The 14,968-nt window shown below is 61.6% G+C and carries 15 protein-coding genes; 12 read left to right on the forward strand and 3 right to left on the reverse strand.

Annotated elements, in window-relative coordinates:
* Nucleotides 1–214: 214 nt before the first annotated feature.
* The 3 genes from CRO48_RS27150 to CRO48_RS27160 are packed head-to-tail and all read left to right on the forward strand — an operon-like array spanning nt 215 to nt 3,071.
* A complete protein-coding gene (locus CRO48_RS27150) occupies nt 215–1,162 on the forward strand; it encodes a sugar-binding transcriptional regulator (RefSeq protein ID WP_097142847.1) in 948 nt (315 codons plus the stop codon).
* Nucleotides 1,163–1,165: 3 nt separating this feature from the next.
* Entirely contained in the window at nt 1,166–2,728 is a 1,563-nt protein-coding gene (gene lsrK, locus CRO48_RS27155; RefSeq protein WP_176526916.1) for an autoinducer-2 kinase, read from the forward strand.
* 37 nt (nt 2,729–2,765) lie between these two features.
* Nucleotides 2,766–3,071, forward strand: coding sequence for an antibiotic biosynthesis monooxygenase (locus tag CRO48_RS27160; RefSeq protein ID WP_097142835.1), 306 nt, complete (start codon nt 2,766–2,768; stop codon nt 3,069–3,071).
* Nucleotides 3,072–3,224: 153 nt separating this feature from the next.
* On the opposite strand, the gene CRO48_RS27165 is transcribed toward CRO48_RS27160, so the two are convergent.
* Nucleotides 3,225–4,466: a glycosyltransferase gene (locus CRO48_RS27165; protein ID WP_097142848.1), complete on the reverse strand. Its 1,242-nt coding sequence runs from the start codon at nt 4,464–4,466 to the stop codon at nt 3,225–3,227.
* A 208-nt stretch (nt 4,467–4,674) separates the two neighbouring features.
* On the opposite strand from CRO48_RS27165, the gene CRO48_RS27170 reads away from it, so the two are divergent.
* Nucleotides 4,675–5,100 carry a GNAT family N-acetyltransferase gene (locus CRO48_RS27170; protein ID WP_097142836.1) on the forward strand — a complete coding sequence of 142 codons (426 nt, stop codon included), beginning with the start codon at nt 4,675–4,677 and terminating at the stop codon, nt 5,098–5,100.
* 115 nt (nt 5,101–5,215) lie between these two features.
* On the opposite strand, the gene CRO48_RS27175 is transcribed toward CRO48_RS27170, so the two are convergent.
* The gene (locus tag CRO48_RS27175; protein ID WP_097142837.1) at nt 5,216–5,764 is read right to left on the reverse strand and encodes a TetR/AcrR family transcriptional regulator; all 549 of its coding nucleotides are present in this window, start codon (nt 5,762–5,764) and stop codon (nt 5,216–5,218) included.
* 110 nt (nt 5,765–5,874) lie between these two features.
* On the opposite strand from CRO48_RS27175, the gene CRO48_RS27180 reads away from it, so the two are divergent.
* From CRO48_RS27180 to CRO48_RS27210, 6 genes are all read left to right on the forward strand, one after another.
* Complete coding sequence (locus tag CRO48_RS27180) at nt 5,875–6,663, forward strand: SDR family NAD(P)-dependent oxidoreductase (RefSeq protein WP_097142838.1); 789 nt, start codon at nt 5,875–5,877, stop codon at nt 6,661–6,663.
* Nucleotides 6,664–6,718: 55 nt separating this feature from the next.
* Nucleotides 6,719–7,813, forward strand: a complete 1,095-nt coding sequence (locus tag CRO48_RS27185) for an alkene reductase (protein WP_097142839.1) — start codon at nt 6,719–6,721, stop codon at nt 7,811–7,813.
* Between the two features lie 310 nt (nt 7,814–8,123).
* Entirely contained in the window at nt 8,124–9,128 is a 1,005-nt protein-coding gene (locus CRO48_RS27195; protein WP_097142840.1) for an NADP-dependent oxidoreductase, read from the forward strand.
* 41 nt (nt 9,129–9,169) lie between these two features.
* Complete coding sequence (locus tag CRO48_RS32490) at nt 9,170–9,481, forward strand: hypothetical protein (RefSeq protein ID WP_176526917.1); 312 nt, start codon at nt 9,170–9,172, stop codon at nt 9,479–9,481.
* Between the two features lie 18 nt (nt 9,482–9,499).
* A complete protein-coding gene (locus CRO48_RS27205; RefSeq protein WP_097142842.1) occupies nt 9,500–10,216 on the forward strand; it encodes a TetR/AcrR family transcriptional regulator in 717 nt (238 codons plus the stop codon).
* 98 nt (nt 10,217–10,314) lie between these two features.
* Nucleotides 10,315–11,397 carry an AI-2E family transporter gene (locus CRO48_RS27210; RefSeq protein ID WP_245423684.1) on the forward strand — a complete coding sequence of 361 codons (1,083 nt, stop codon included), beginning with the start codon at nt 10,315–10,317 and terminating at the stop codon, nt 11,395–11,397.
* Nucleotides 11,398–11,508: 111 nt separating this feature from the next.
* On the opposite strand, the gene CRO48_RS27215 is transcribed toward CRO48_RS27210, so the two are convergent.
* Nucleotides 11,509–13,578 carry an ATP-dependent helicase gene (locus CRO48_RS27215; RefSeq protein WP_097142843.1) on the reverse strand — a complete coding sequence of 690 codons (2,070 nt, stop codon included), beginning with the start codon at nt 13,576–13,578 and terminating at the stop codon, nt 11,509–11,511.
* Nucleotides 13,579–14,232: 654 nt separating this feature from the next.
* On the opposite strand from CRO48_RS27215, the gene CRO48_RS32495 reads away from it, so the two are divergent.
* Nucleotides 14,233–14,382, forward strand: a complete 150-nt coding sequence (locus CRO48_RS32495; protein WP_176526918.1) for a hypothetical protein — start codon at nt 14,233–14,235, stop codon at nt 14,380–14,382.
* Nucleotides 14,383–14,407: 25 nt separating this feature from the next.
* Entirely contained in the window at nt 14,408–14,776 is a 369-nt protein-coding gene (locus tag CRO48_RS27220; protein ID WP_141402131.1) for a hypothetical protein, read from the forward strand.
* Nucleotides 14,777–14,968: the final 192 nt, after the last annotated feature.

The raw sequence follows: 14,968 nt of genomic DNA on the forward strand, positions 1-14,968 counted from the left end.
GAGCAATCATGTGATCATAGTGATCAGCCTTCGTCAATATGCGCAGTTCGACGATTTCCGTCAGGTGCGTCAGATACTGCGCTGCAAAATAGGATTTGTAACCGGAAATCAACGTATTGCAGCCGCAAAGAATTTTTGCCGCATGGATGCGTTGACGTATCAAAAGTTTTCTTGGTATTCAAATGATCACAAATCGACCGAGAGGGCCGCTATCATGTCGTCGGACAACGGGGAGTGGAGCTATGCCGATACGGATGAGGAAATCCTCACCCGTATCGCTTGGTATTACTACAATGATGGGCTGACGCAGAACGAGATCGGCGAAAAGCTCAACATGTCGCGCATCAAGGTCTCGCGCCTGCTCGAAAGCGGCCGGCGCTCGGGCATCATCCAGGTGCGCATCAACTCGCGCTATCAGGGCTGCCTTGCGCTGGAGCGGCAGGTCAAGGAGCGCTACGGGCTGCTCGAGGCCTATGTGGTGCCGCAGCTTCCCGGTCAGGATCCAAGCGACCGGCTGGGGCAGGCGGCCGCGCAGTTCCTCATGCAGCGGCTGCAGATGGATGATCTGCTTGCGGTTGGCTGGGGTGCCACCGTCTCGAACACCATCCAGCGGCTCGGCCATCTCGCCAACGAGCGTAACATTGGCCTCGTCAGTCTGACGGGGGGCGTCGGCACCTATGTCGATGGGATGCGCACGGCCAACTGGGGCAGTGGGGTGCATCTGGTGCCCGCGCCGCTCGTCGTGCGCGACCCGGATGTGGCGCGCAATCTGTCCTCGGAGCCGGCCGTCGCGAACCTGCTCGACATGGCGCTCAACGCGACCTACCAACTCGTCGGCATCGGCGAGCTTTCCGCTGTTTCCACCGTCGTGCGCTCTGGCTATGTCAGCCCCGACGAGGTGGAGCCGCTGCGCCGAAAAGGCGCGGTCGGCGATATCCTCTGCCAGTTCTACAACGAGCGCGGTGAACCCCTCGACCTGCCGCTGCATGACAGGGTGATCGGCGTGAAGCTCGCGGCGCTGTCGCGCGCGGAAAAAGTCGTGGCGGCGGCGGGTGGCATCCAGAAGGTGCAGGCCATCCACGCGGCGCTGCGCGGAAAATTCGTCGGCATCCTCATAACCGACGAGACGACGGCCGCCGGCCTCATCGAGATCAAGGACTGACCCATGACGACTTCCTACCTGCTGGCTGTCGATGCCGGCACCGGCAGCGGCCGCGCCGTCGTCTTCGACGAGAACGGCAACCAGATCGCCAGCGCCCAGCATGAATGGTGGCACAAGGCCGATCCACGCTTTCCTGGCTCCATGGATTTCGATGTGGAAGGCAATTGGTCGCTGCTATCGCGCGCCATTCGCAAGGCGATAGCCGAAGCCGGTATCCATGCCTCCGATATCCGCGCCGTGAGCGCCACCAGCATGCGCGAGGCTATCGTCGCCTATGACCGCGGTGGTCGAGAAATCTGGGCCTGCGCCAACGTCGATAGCCGCGCCGTCAGCGAGGTACGCGACCTCAAACGCGAATTCCCGGGCCTTGAACGCGACCTTTATGCCGAGAGCGGCCAGACCTTCGCGCTCGGTGCCTTGCCGCGCCTTCTCTGGCTGAAGCGCAACCTGCCGGACATTTATGCTCGCATCGACAGGATCAGCATGCTCTCCGACTGGGTTCTGGCGCGCCTTTCCGGGGTTATAGCCAGCGACCCCTCCAACGCCGGCACGACCGGTCTCTACAGCCTCGCAGAACGCGACTGGTTGCCGGCGGCGATGGCCAAGGCCGGCATGCGCGACGACATCTTCCCCGAATGCGTCGAGCCGGGTACCGTCATCGGGCGTGTCACCGAAAAGTCGGCGGACGAGACTGGCCTTGCCGCCGGTACGCCCGTCGTCATGGGTGGCGGCGACTGCCAGATCGGCGCGGCGGCGATTGGCGTCGTGAACGAGGGCGACTGCGCCGTGCTCGGCGGTACATTCTGGCAACAGGTGGTCAATGTTGGACCCATCGTCTCCGACCCTTCGATGGACCTGCGCATCAACCCGCACGTCGTGACCGGCCTCAACCAGGCCGAGGCGATCAGCTTCTTCGTGGGTATCGTCATGCGCTGGTTCCGCGACAGCTTTGGCGCGGAGGAAGTGGCGGCGGCCGGGCCGGGCGGCGATGCCTATCGGCTGCTGGAGGAGAAGGCGGCGGGCGTACCTGTCGGCGCCTACGGTATCATTCCTGTCTTCTCCGACGTCATGCACTACGGCAACTGGTATCACGCCGCCCCATCGCTACTGAACCTTTCCATCGACCCGGAGAAATCCGGCAAGGCCGCGATCTTCCGGGCGCTGCAGGAGAACGCGGCCATTGTCGCGGCCCGTAACCTGTCGGCCATCTTCAAGCTGTCGGGCAAGATGCCGGACAAGATCGTCTTTGCCGCCGGCGCGTCGAAGTCTGCCCATTGGTCGCAGATCCTTTCCGACGCCACAGGTCTTCCGGTCGTCACGCCGGTCGTCAAGGAAGCAACCGCGCTCGGCTGCGCGGCCTCAGCCGCCATCGGCATCGGCCTTCGCCGCGATTTCGTCGAGGCCGCCGAGGGCTGGGTGCGCTGGGACCAGCGTTTCGAGCCGAATTTCGAGCACAAGGCCATCTACGACGAGGCCGGCGAGCGCTGGGCGCGCGCCTACACGCTTCAGCGCCAGCTCGTGGACGAGGGTGTCACCACAGCGATGTGGAAAGCGCCGGGCCTCTAACCTCTCATTCGAGATTTAACACAGCAAGGATCAAGACATGCTCATCCAGATGGTCAGCATCAACGTCAAGCCGGGCCATGCCGCCGAGTTTCTGGAGGCCTTCCGCATCAACTACGAGGGTACGCGCCAGGAGCCGGGCAACCTGCGCTTCGACGTGCTGCGAAACCCGGAGGATGACCACAGCTTTGTCATCTATGAGGTCTTCAAGTCGCCCGAAGCGCTCGACGAGCACCGCAAGACCCCGCACTATCAGGAATGCGTACGTCGGATCGACCCGATCCTCGCCGGCCCGCGCACCAAGACCTTCTATGATGTCGAGATGGCAGATTTTCTAAGCGCCTGAATCCTTTTGTAGGCTCGGACACCACAGCGAGCGAGCGGTGGATCCGGAATGGTCGAGGCTGTTTGATCCTGACTTGGCTCCGATATAGCTGCCGCGGGGCGGTGGCGATGTGCTGACAGTCGGGACGACAACGTCGATGTGGAGACCTCGCGCTCAACGTGGCGCGACGCTCAGTCGTTCGAGGAATTCAATTGCAGCCTCGACACCGCGTTCCCTCGCTAGGGCCGTACTCAGTTCCGCCGCGCGTGCTCGCATCTGGGGCGCGTCCATCGCTGCCAGCGCTTTTGCCAGCCCGGCAGCGCTGAGCGTCTTCCGGGCGAGCGGGGCGGGACCAGCGCCAAGCGCTGCCACCCGCCTGCCCCAGAACGGCTGGTCGCCGAAGAAAGGGATGATCTGCGTAGGCAGCCCCGCACGTAGGCTCGCCGCGGTCGTTCCTGCTCCGCCGTGGTGGATGGCCGAACTGGCCCGTGGCAGCAGCCGATCGTGTGGCGCGCTGCTCAGGAAGAACGCACGTGAGCTCGCATGCACTTCACCGATCGCACCGCCCCCACCGGTCAGCAGGCCGCGCTTGCCAGTCATTTCGAGCGCCTCCAGGATCATGTCCGTCATCGCCGAAGGGGCGATCCCAGGCATGCTCCCGAAACCGAAATAGACGGGTGGGGAGCCAGCTCTCAGGAAAGATTCCAGCGCCTCGTCAGGTTGCCAATCGGGGCTGTTAAGGAACCAATATCCGGTTACCAGCACGTCCGGGCCCCAATCGCTCGGTGTTGGGAGAACTGCGGGGCTATAGGCGTAGAGTGTGCCTGCCGCCGGCTTGCGAACAGACTTTCGAGATAGGCGGAGAGTATTTGCGCGCCACTCTTTCAGTTCCTTGGCGAACAGCAGTCGCGCGCCTTTGATGGCAAGGGCGTGACTCATCCTGTTGAATGGTCCGAGCGACACGAACGGAAGCATTGGGCTCGGGAACTCTTGTGTCGGCGTGAAACCCGGAACGGGGGAAGCCAGGACATGCGGCACGCCGAGCGCCGCAGCCATGTCCGGCGAGCCGAACGATTTCGGATGGTAGACCAGCACGTCGGGCTGGAAGCTGCTGACGGCCCGCCACTCCTCGTCGAGAAGCCTCATCATGAGCGGGCGCACATGCTTGAGGAGCTTGAAGCCGGCGCTGAATCCTTCACCACCGGCAATGGCGGCCCTTGCCTCCCGCGTATCCAGGAGCGCGAGGAACTCGCCGGGAAGGTCCGCGAACGGAACACCATTCTCGGCGGCCATGTCGGTGAATTGGACGGGAGCGGCCAACTGGACCTGATGTCCACGCGCCATCAGGCCCATAGCCAACGCAATGTAAGGCTGGACGTCACCGCGTGTGCCGAGGGTTTCAATTGCGACGCGCATCGAGCCTTTGTACACCATGCCGTGGCGAATGTACGCTCGTTGCGACGCTGACCCTATGCCGGCCGGTCCGGGGTCGATCCAAAGCGGCCGTCGGGCTAAGGCAAAGCGCACAATTCTGGATCTACCCTGCGCGGAGTTCGAGCCGTGGCAATGCAAAAATCGCTCAGCATCAGTCCTGCTGCCGGGCGAGAAGAAAAGGAGAAGTCGAATGAACCAGCCTTCCTATTCCGTCGTGGCGCGAACCCCTTCTGTTGAAGAGTATCTGCATCTTCGTGCAGTGGCAGGGCTAAGCCCTTTCTCGGAAGCCGCCGCTGGCAAGGGGCTGCAGGGGACAATCTTTTCCGTAGTGGTTCTTCACGAGGGATCTGCAGTCGGCATGGGACGACTGGTCGGAGATGGCGGCTGCTTCTTTCAGGTTGTGGACATCGCTGTCCATCCCGATCACCAGGGACGTGGACTGGGAAAGGCGATCATGTCGGCCATCATGGGGTACGTGAATGAGAACTTAAATCCCTCCGCTTATGTCAGCCTCATCGCAGACGTGCCGGCAAACACGCTCTACGAGAAGTTCGGCTTTAAGGAGACCGCGCCAAGGTCTTTGGGGATGGCATATCGGGTGAACGCGGTGGCATGACCGCTTTCGACGAATTGACGGGTCGTCGGTCCAGACCCCTTCAAAGCTCTAGTGAGTCAATCGTTGACTGGGCGGAGCCAGGTGCTCGTGATACGCAAGCTCTGTTCCTCGCGACCTAGCTGACACGGGTATCGATCCATGCGCGTGTCTGCTCCAGGATCTCGTCGGAAAGCGCTGGATCATCGATTGCCCGTGCGAGGATGACTGCGCCCACCATTGCTGCCCAGCTTCCGATCGCTGCACGGCGCTTGTCGGCTAGTCCCTGCTCCGGGAGTGCCTTCTCGATTCGGGCGATCTGCGCGCGGAGACCTTCTGCCATGGCTGATTGCGCTGCAGGCGTCTGGTGACGGATTGCCGCCGCGAGACCGGCGGTTGGGCAACCACCGGCCGGGTTGTCGCGATGGCGCGGTGCCAGATAGGAGCGGACGAAGTCGCTGAAATTGCCTTCTCCGACACTATCCGCAGCAAGAGCGTGAGCAAGCGTCTGCGCCACCAGATCGTCCTTGGAGCTGAAATGGCCGTAGAAGCCGCCATGGGTCAGGCCGGCTGCCTTCATGACTTCCGCGACGCTCACGGCATCGAACCCCTTGTCCTTAAACAACCGTGTGGCGACCTCCAGGATCCGGCGTCGGTTCTCCGCCATCTGTTCTCGGCTGACCTTCATATCAAATTTCCCCACGGCGGTCGTTGACATTTACATGATGGTCATCATATTTGATTCCAATCATGATAATGATCATGAATATAGGTCCGATCACAGAAAAGAGCAATCCTATGAGCCAGCTTCCCGCAGTCCTAGTTACCGGCGCCTCCACAGGCATTGGCGCCACCTATGCCGAACGCTTTGCGCGGCGTGGACACGACCTCGTGCTGGTTGCCCGCGACGTGGCGCGAATGGAGGCCGTGGCGAACCGTCTGCGTCAGGAAACCGGCGTAACGATCGACATCCTCCAGGCTGACCTGACGCAGGCGGCTGATCTTGCCAAGGTCGAGGTCAGACTGCGCGACGATGCTCGCATCGGCATCCTCGTCAACAACGCCGGAACGGCCATCGGCGGAACCTTCGTCGAGCAGAGCACGGACGACATGACCCGGCTTGTTGCGCTCAACACGGCCGCCCTTGTCCGGCTTGCCAGCGCCATTGCCCCGCGGCTTGCCAAGGCCGGTGAGGGGGCGATCGTCAACATCGGTTCGGTTGTGGGTTTGGCGCCCGAGTTCGGCATGACGGTCTACGGCGCGACCAAGGCCTTCGTTCTGTTCCTGTCTCAGGGGCTCGGCCTGGAGCTTGGACCGAAGGGCGTCTACGTTCAGGCCGTCCTTCCCGCCACCACCCGAACCGAGATCTGGGAGCATGTCGGCGCCGACGTCAACGCCATGAACAATGTCATGGAGGTGGGCGACCTGGTGGATGCGGCCCTAGTCGGGTTCGACCGTCGCGAGCCTGTCACCATTCCCCCGCTTCACGATGCCGGCCAATGGGAAGCCCTGGAGGCCGCGCGCAGAGCCATGCTCGGAAATCTCGTCAACGCGCTGCCCGCCGAGCGGTATCGTACGCTCGCCTGAGCATCCCGCAATCAACGAGCCAATGCCAGTGCAGCGGAAACACCACAGGTAAAACATGACCGACAACACGCTTTTCGAACCCTACGCCCTCGGCGCCATCACCCTTTCAAACCGGATCGTCATGGCGCCCCTGACACGCAATCGCGCAGGTCCGGGCTTTGTGCCGGGGAACATCACAGCAGAGTATTACGCCCAGCGCGCTTCGGCAGGGCTGATCATTTCCGAGGCCACCCAGATTTCGCAGCAGGGGCAGGGCTATCAGGACACGCCCGGCATCTATACGCAGGCGCAGATCGACGGCTGGCGCAAAGTTACCGCTGCCGTACACGAAAAGGGTGGGCACATCTTCCTTCAACTCTGGCACGTCGGCCGCATCAGCCATGTCGATCTGCAGCCAAATGGCGCAGCGCCGGTGGCGCCTTCAGCGATCCGAGCCGAGACCAAGACCTTCGTCGACAATGCGTTCGTCGACGTTTCGCAACCCCGTGCCCTGGAGATCGATGAAATCGCGGGGATCGTGAATGACTTCCGTCAGGCCGCAGCCAATGCCATCAAGGCTGGTTTCGACGGTGTCGAGGTACACGGTGCGAACGGCTATCTGCTCGACCAGTTCGCCAAAGACGGCGCCAACGTTCGGACAGACGCCTATGGCGGCTCGGTCGAAAACCGCGCGCGCCTGGTGCTCGAAGTCACCGCTGCGGTTGCCGAGGAAATCGGTGCTGCGCGCACCGGCATCAGGATCTCGCCGGTCTCGCCCGCCAACGGCATCTCCTGTAGTGATCCCCAGGCACAGTTCGACTACATCGTCGATCAGCTCGAAGCCCTTGGTATCGCCTACATCCATGTCGTCGAAGGCGCCACCGGCGGGCCGCGCGACGTCACGCCGTTCGATTTCGGATCGCTGCGTCGCCGTTTCAGCAAGACCTACATCGCCAACAATGGCTATGGCCTCGAACTCGCGACGTCGAATCTTGCCGATGGCAAGGCGGATCTGATCGCCTTCGGACGTCCGTTCATCGCCAATCCGGATCTAGCAGAACGACTGAAAAGCGGCGCGCCGCTGGCGCAGATGAATCCGGCCACGCTCTATGGCGGCGGCGCGGCGGGCTACACCGATTATCCCAGCGTCGCCGAGGCATCCGCAAAGTGAAATACTCGGGCCGCACTTCGCTGCGGCCCCACGCCACCAGGGGCTTTGGCACGATCACCCGGATATCCCGCTTGGCATTAATGGTGATGCTCAACAACGAATATTCAAACATGATACCAATCATGATTAAGCTTCGACAAGCCTCAGTACTGCGCGGCAGGACCTCTCAAACCACATCCCAACCGCTGCACTGGTGAACTACGAGGATGCCGGCCACGACGGGATCCTCCAAATCCATGCCGAGTTTGTGCCGAAAGCCCTGGCTTTCCTGGCTGCCTGACCTGATCAAAGTTCACACTGGAGAAAGCCCGTGAAAGCCTTCGTGGTAGACAAGTACAAGAAGAAAGGCGCGTTGCGCCTGGCCGACATGCCCGATCCCCGGATGGGCCCGGACGATGTTCTGGTGCGTATTCAGGCCGCGGCTATCAACCTTCTGGATTCCAAGGTACGGGACGGCGAGTTCAAGCTGTTCCTGCCGTATCGCCCGCCCTTCATTCTGGGCCACGATCTGGCCGGAACGGTTGTCCGCGTCGGCGCGAACGTGCGGCAATTCAAAGCGGGGGACGAGGTGTATGGGCGTCCGCGCGATCACCGGGTTGGCACCTTTGCAGAGTTGATTGCGGTTGACGCCGCCGACCTGGCCCTGAAACCGACGAACCTGTCCATGGAGCAAGCCGCTTCGATCCCGCTGGTCGGACTGACCGCCTGGCAGGCGCTGGTCGAAGTGGGCAAGGTCAGGCCTGGCCAAAAGGTATTCATTCAGGCGGGTTCCGGCGGGGTAGGCACCTTCGCCATCCAGCTTGCCAAGCATCTTGGCGCTACGGTGGCCACCACGACCAGTGCCGCGAATGTCGAGCTGGTCAAAAGCCTCGGCGCTGATGTGGTGATCGACTACAAGACACAGGATTTCGAACGGGTGCTGTCCGGTTATGACCTGGTGCTGAACAGCCAGGATGCCAAGACGCTGGCAAAGTCACTCAACGTGCTGAAACCGGGCGGAAAGCTGATCTCGATCTCCGGCCCTCCGGATGTTCCCTTTGCCAGGTCTCTTCGGCTGAACCTGTTCCTGCGCTTTGTGATGCGGATGCTGAGCCGAAGCGTTCTGAAAAAGGCGGAAAGTCGAGGCGTCGGGTACGCCTTCCTGTTCATGCGCGCCGACGGGCAACAGTTGGTCCAGATCGCGAAGCTGATCGACTCCGGTGTGATCCGTCCGGTCGTGGACAAGGTGTTTCCCTTTGCGCAAACGGCAGAGGCCCTGGCCCATGTTGAAACCGGACGCGCAAAGGGAAAGGTCGTTGTCAGCTTTAAGAGCTAGGTCTATGGCGCTGCTGCGCGGTCCAGCCGCAGCAGTTGCGGATGGCATTCACGCAAGCCGGCCTGCAAGCCGCGAACCGTCTGGAACTCGACTGGGGCACCGGAGCCGGCGAAATTGGCGGCGGCCACACCGACACGATCCGTGAACGTCGCCTCTCCACCCGCGAGCGACTGCCCGGCCAGCCGCCGCCCTTTTTCTCCGTTGCCGTTTGCAACCATCAGAGAGCTGGCGCTTCGCCTGCGGATTTCCTGATCGCTGTAAGGGCTGTGCCAGATATTGACGTCGCCCACTTAGAGATTAAAGTGGGCGACGTCAACATCGCATCGGAAGAAATGTTGACGCGCGCAACATAACGGCCTAGACGGACGAGCATGACCAAAGCCACCACCACCGCAGATCCGCGCCCCTACCACCACGGTGACCTGCACAGGGCCATCGTTGGTGCCGCGCTCGAAGTCCTCAGCGAATCCCAAAGCACGGAGTTCTCGCTTCGGGAGCTCGCCCGTCGCGCGGGCGTCAGTCACAACGCCCCCTACAAGCACTTCGCCGACAAGCGTGATCTGTTGGCGGCCGTCTCGGCGGTGGGGTTCGAGCTCCTTGCAAGGCAGATGACCGATGCGACGATCGGACAGAGCAGTCCGCGCGAGCGGCTGGCGGCCATGGCGCGCGCTTATGTGCGCGGCGGCGTCAACAATCCTGCGCTCTACAGATTGATGTTCGGCGGCTATCTTACCGGTCAGGATGATGGACGCCCGGCAATCGAAAGAACGGCGGCTGAGAACATGAAAGCGCTTCTGGTGGACGCGATCAGGGATGGCGCTCTCGGGCGCGTCATTCCAACTGCTGCGGCAAACACGCGTGAGATTGACGGCGCCATTCTAATTTTCTGGTCGCAGATGCATGGCCTGACATTGCTGCTGGTAGACCGCCTCGTCGGCCCTAGCGAAAAGATGGACGAGTTGAGCGAGAGCGTCTTGCAAGGCATGCTCAACGGGCTGGCGAACAGTATCCCCGCTATACCGGCAGGCGTGTGGGTGGGTCCTCCGCCTGGCGAGCCGAATGTCCCGAACCTCGCCTTGAGGGGCTGAAATCGGGAGAGTTGCGGCACGGTGCGGCGGCGGAAACGCAAAAGGCGTTTGCGAGGCCGATGTCCGTGGAGGTGTCACGCGCAACCGGGGAGCGAAGAGTGCGGCAACCGAGAGACAACACCTTCGTCTGGCTGACCATAGCGGTATCTTTGGCCTTTGCGTGGATGCTGTGGCCCTTGTCCGGCGCCATCCTCTGGGCGGTCGTGCTCGCCGTGCTGTTTGCCCCGGTCAACGACGCGATCCTCAAGACCCTCGCGGGCCGCCCCAATCTCGCAGCCCTGTCCACATTGGTCATCGTTCTCGTGATGGTCATCCTGCCCTTTGCGCTGATCGCGAGCTTCGTCGTTCGCGAGGCGTCCTCCGTTTACCAGAATATTGCGGCGGGCCAGTTTGCTGCCGGCGTCGAGCTTCAGGCCCTTCGCGAGATGCTGCCAGACTGGCTCAAGGCACTGCTCGACAGCGTCGGGCTGCCCGACGCCGCTGCGCTTCGCGCGCGACTGCTGAACGCGCTTGCGGAGAGCGGACAATTTCTGGCCGGGCAGGCGATCAACATAGGGCAGTCGACCTTCCACCTCGTCTTAAGCGCATTCGTCATGCTGTACCTGCTGTTCTTCCTGCTGCGCGACGGGCGCGGGCTGGTGCGACTGGTCGGTGATGCACTGCCCCTCAGTGGCGGCCTGCGCCAGGCCCTGTTCGGGCAGTTCGTGCTTACCATCAATGCACTCGTGAAGGGCGGCATCGTGGTGGCGCTCGTGCAGGGAGTGCTCGGCGGGCTGATCTTCTGGGTGCTCGATATCCGTGCCGCCGCGCTTTGGGGCGCCGTGATGGCCATCTTTGCGCTTCTTCCCATGGTGGGCACGGGTCTGGTTTGGGGACCCACCGCCATCTACCTCCTGGCCTCAGGAGACATCTGGGAGGGCATGGTTCTGCTTGCCTTCGGTGTCCTTGTCATCGGGCTTGTTGACAACCTCTTGCGACCAGTCCTGATCGGCAAGGAGACCAAAATCCCGGACTATCTGGTCCTCGTCTCGACGTTGGGCGGCATCGCCACCTTCGGGCCCAACGGCGTTGTCGTCGGCCCGATGATCGCAGCCTTGTTCCTGGCTGTGTGGGCAGTCTTTCCGGCCCTGATGAGCGACCTTAGAGGCGATGGTGTCGACAAGGATCGACACGACGTTTGACGGTCCCATTTCTCGGGACCCATCCTGGTTGCATTGCTCCGTGGCGTGACTGCCAGGGGTCGTTGTCGGCGGAAGAAGCGGGGGCGACGCGGGAGACATTCCCTTGTCCGACTACTGCCACATCGAACGCATCCTGGCGGCAACGTCGATCCGGACCTGTCGCGCACTGCGCTCGCCGGCGCCTGGCGATGCCTTCGGCCAACTCGTTGTCTCGAAGAACTGCAACAGGGTGGCCGGGATAAACCGCGTTCGGGACGCGTAGACATGACGATCGCCCTGGCCATGCTGGCCATGGGTGAAGAAGCGTTGCGGGGTGACGAGCGCCAGACTGTCGCGCGCCCTTGTCATTCCGACGTAGAGCAGCCGCCGTTCTTCTTCGAGTTCCGCTGTCGTGCCGACGCCGAGATCAGACGGTATGCAGCCATCGACAACGTTCAGCATGAATACCGACCGCCACTCCTGTCCCTTGGCGGAATGGATGGTCGAGAGGATGAGATAGTCCTCGTCAAGCAAGGGAACGCCTGCCTGATCGCTGGTGGCATCGGGCGGATCAAGCGTGAGCTCGGTCAGGAAACGCTCCCTGCTTGGATAGCCAGTCGCGATTTGCTCGAGCTGCAGGAGATCCGCCTTGCGGGTGTCGGCATCTTCATGGATCCGATCGAGGTGGGGTTCGTACCACGCGCGCGCGGTGGCAACTTCCGCCGGCCAGCCGTCGCCCGCTTTCCGCAGGCCGGCAAGCAGGGTGATGAACTTGCCCCAGTCTTCGCCCGTCTTTGGCGGAGACGGTATTTCTGCGAGAGCGGCCAGCGGCTCGGGATCGGCGGCGATTGCGTCCAGGATCTTTCCGGCCGTCTGCGGGCCGATGCCGGGCAACATCTGGAGAAGCCGAAAACCGGCGACGCGGTCGCGAGGGTTCTGCGCAAACCGCAGCACGGCAAGCAGATCCTTCACGTGGGCGCTGTCGAGGAATTTCAGGCCGCCGAACTTGACGAAGGGAATGTTGCGTCGGGTCAGCTCGACTTCCAGCGCGCCACTGTGGTTCGACGAGCGGAACAGCACGGCCTGTTGCTTGAGGGGGATGCCGACCTCGCGATGCTCCAGGACCTGTTCGACAATAAAGTTTGCCTGATCGGTTTCGTCCTTCACGGTTACCAGGAGAGGGCGCTGCTCGGATTGCCGGTCCGTCCAGAGGTTCTTGGTGAAGCGCTCGCGGGCGAGGTCGATGACGCCGTTTGCCGCCGCCAGGATCGGTTGCGTCGAGCGATAGTTGCGGTCAAGCGTGATGACGTCCGCGGGATCGGGAGAGAATTCTTTTGGAAAGTCGAGGATGTTGCGAATGGTCGCTGCACGGAAGGAATAGATCGACTGCGCATCGTCGCCGACGACGGTAAGTCCATGTCCACCCGGTTTCAGCGCCATCAGGATGGAGGCTTGCAGACGATTGGTGTCCTGGTATTCGTCGACGAGGACGTGATCGAAGCGATTGCCGATGTCGGCGGCGAGCTCCGGATCGGACATCGTCTGGGCCCAGTAGAGAAGCAGGTCATCATAGTCGAGAACGTTCTGCGCCTGTTTGGCCTCGACATAGCCTGCAAAGAGCGCCTTCAGTTGTTCCTCCCACCCGGCCACCCACGGATAGGCCGACTTCAGGACATCGGCGATCCAGGCTTCGGAATTGACGACGCGAGAATAGATCGCCAGGCATGTGCCCTTGGTCGGAAAGCGGCTTTCGGTCTTCGACAGGCCGAGTTCGTGGCGAACGAGGTTCATGAGGTCGGCGCTGTCTTCCCGGTCGTGGATGGTGAAATCCACATTGAGACCGATCTGCTCGGCATACATCCTGAGCAGGCGCGCCCCGATCCCATGGAACGTGCCGGACCAGGCAAGCGCATCCTTCATGACGGCTGCGTTTCCGCCGAGCACCTGCCGGCAAATGCGCTCGACCCGTCGCGCCAGTTCTGATGCAGCCCGGCGTGAAAAGGTCATGAGCAGAATTCGACGGGGGTCTGCGCCGTTGACAATCAGATGTGCCACCCGATGGGCCAGCGTATTGGTCTTGCCGGACCCGGCCCCTGCGATGATCAGGAGCGGGCCGCCAAGCCCACCATCCGGCAACCCGACACCATGTTCCACCGCCTCGCGCTGGCGGTCGTTCAGTTTCTCCAGATAGGTCGCGCTCATATTTCCTCATGCGGCTACCGCAAAATTACCGTGCCCGACGTTGAGCCGTCGGTCTGGAGACATGCAAAATCGCCAGCAGGGTCGGCAGGCGTTGACGTCGTATTCCGCCTCAGGCGAGCGCAGACGCGATCGACTCACTACGGTAGTCGGAACGGAAAGGGAACGTATCAGGTTCGACTCGGGCTGAAAACCCAGTTCGGCGGGTGCGCAGCCAAAACCGCTCACGGTCTCGGGCCGGTCTGTTTCAATGAGGCCGCCGATATCGATAAGGTGCCGCAGGATGGTGGTGACGAACTGAGCGCGGCGGCATGGAGATCGTTAATCGATTGCTGAGGCGAAAACCGGCTTCAAAATCTGGTTAACAATTTGAAAGATAATAGAATATTTTCAGAAACAACGCATCTGCGAAAGGCTTCGTTTATTATAGCAGATCAAAAAGACAGGCGGAAAATGGGAGAGGGTATTTTCCCGGAGGCCATTTAACAGGTTGTTCAGGGGGCGAGCGGACAGTGCCCCACAAGGACGAGTTCCTTGACGCAATGCTATTGGGCGTTGCGTCGTGGGGGTCGGCGCAAGCCATGACACCAGACCCGCCGATGATTGGCGCACCACATCGTTTCCGCAACCGCCGATTATTGTACGGGTAGTATTCAAATGACCGACCTCTCTTCATCGCCGTCCCCCGCATACGACAACAATCTGTCGTTCGCTACGTCGATCTGGTATCTCGCTCGTTGCATCAAGAGCCTCGTCTACCTGCATCGCGACCAGCCGATCGCGAGCCCGAAAACCTGGTTGTTTTGAGTTCGAGGGAAGCGAGATGCGAAAGATGCGTACTTCCCTTCGGGTCCTCGTTCCGGGTGCCCTGGCGATCTTGCTTGCCTCCTGCTCCGGCGAGCCCTCCGAAAGCGACATTGCGAATGCCCTGCAAAAGGCCATGAATGCCGAGCGCGAGCAGCTGGAGGCATTGGGTGCCGGTCTGATGGGCAAGTCTGCGCCCAATCCGATGAGTGGCATGCTCGATATCCGTATTTCCGATGTCGAGAAGATCGGTTGCCAGGAAAGTGGCAAGAACTCCTATAGCTGCGACGTGCGCTACAAGGTCAGCGGAGGCCTTGCCGGATCGGACGGTCGGTCAATGAGTGCGCCCGTCCGAATGATCTCCGCCAGCGAAGGCTGGGTCGTATCGGGCAACTGATCAACGCCCGGACAATTCCCCCATGTGTGGACGGCCCGTGGAATGCAAGACTCTGTATCGATGGGATCGGTCAGGTTCAGTCATGTGTCCGGCCTTTTATCGTGGCATTGTAGCCACTGGCCCTGATGAAGTCCGCGGATGGAGAGCCAATCAATTTGTCGAGCTCAAGGCTCTGGGGGAACCTAGGCTTTG

This window comes from Rhizobium subbaraonis (assembly GCF_900220975.1).
In the GTDB taxonomy this organism is placed as follows: Bacteria; Pseudomonadota; Alphaproteobacteria; order Rhizobiales; family Rhizobiaceae; genus Mycoplana; species Mycoplana subbaraonis.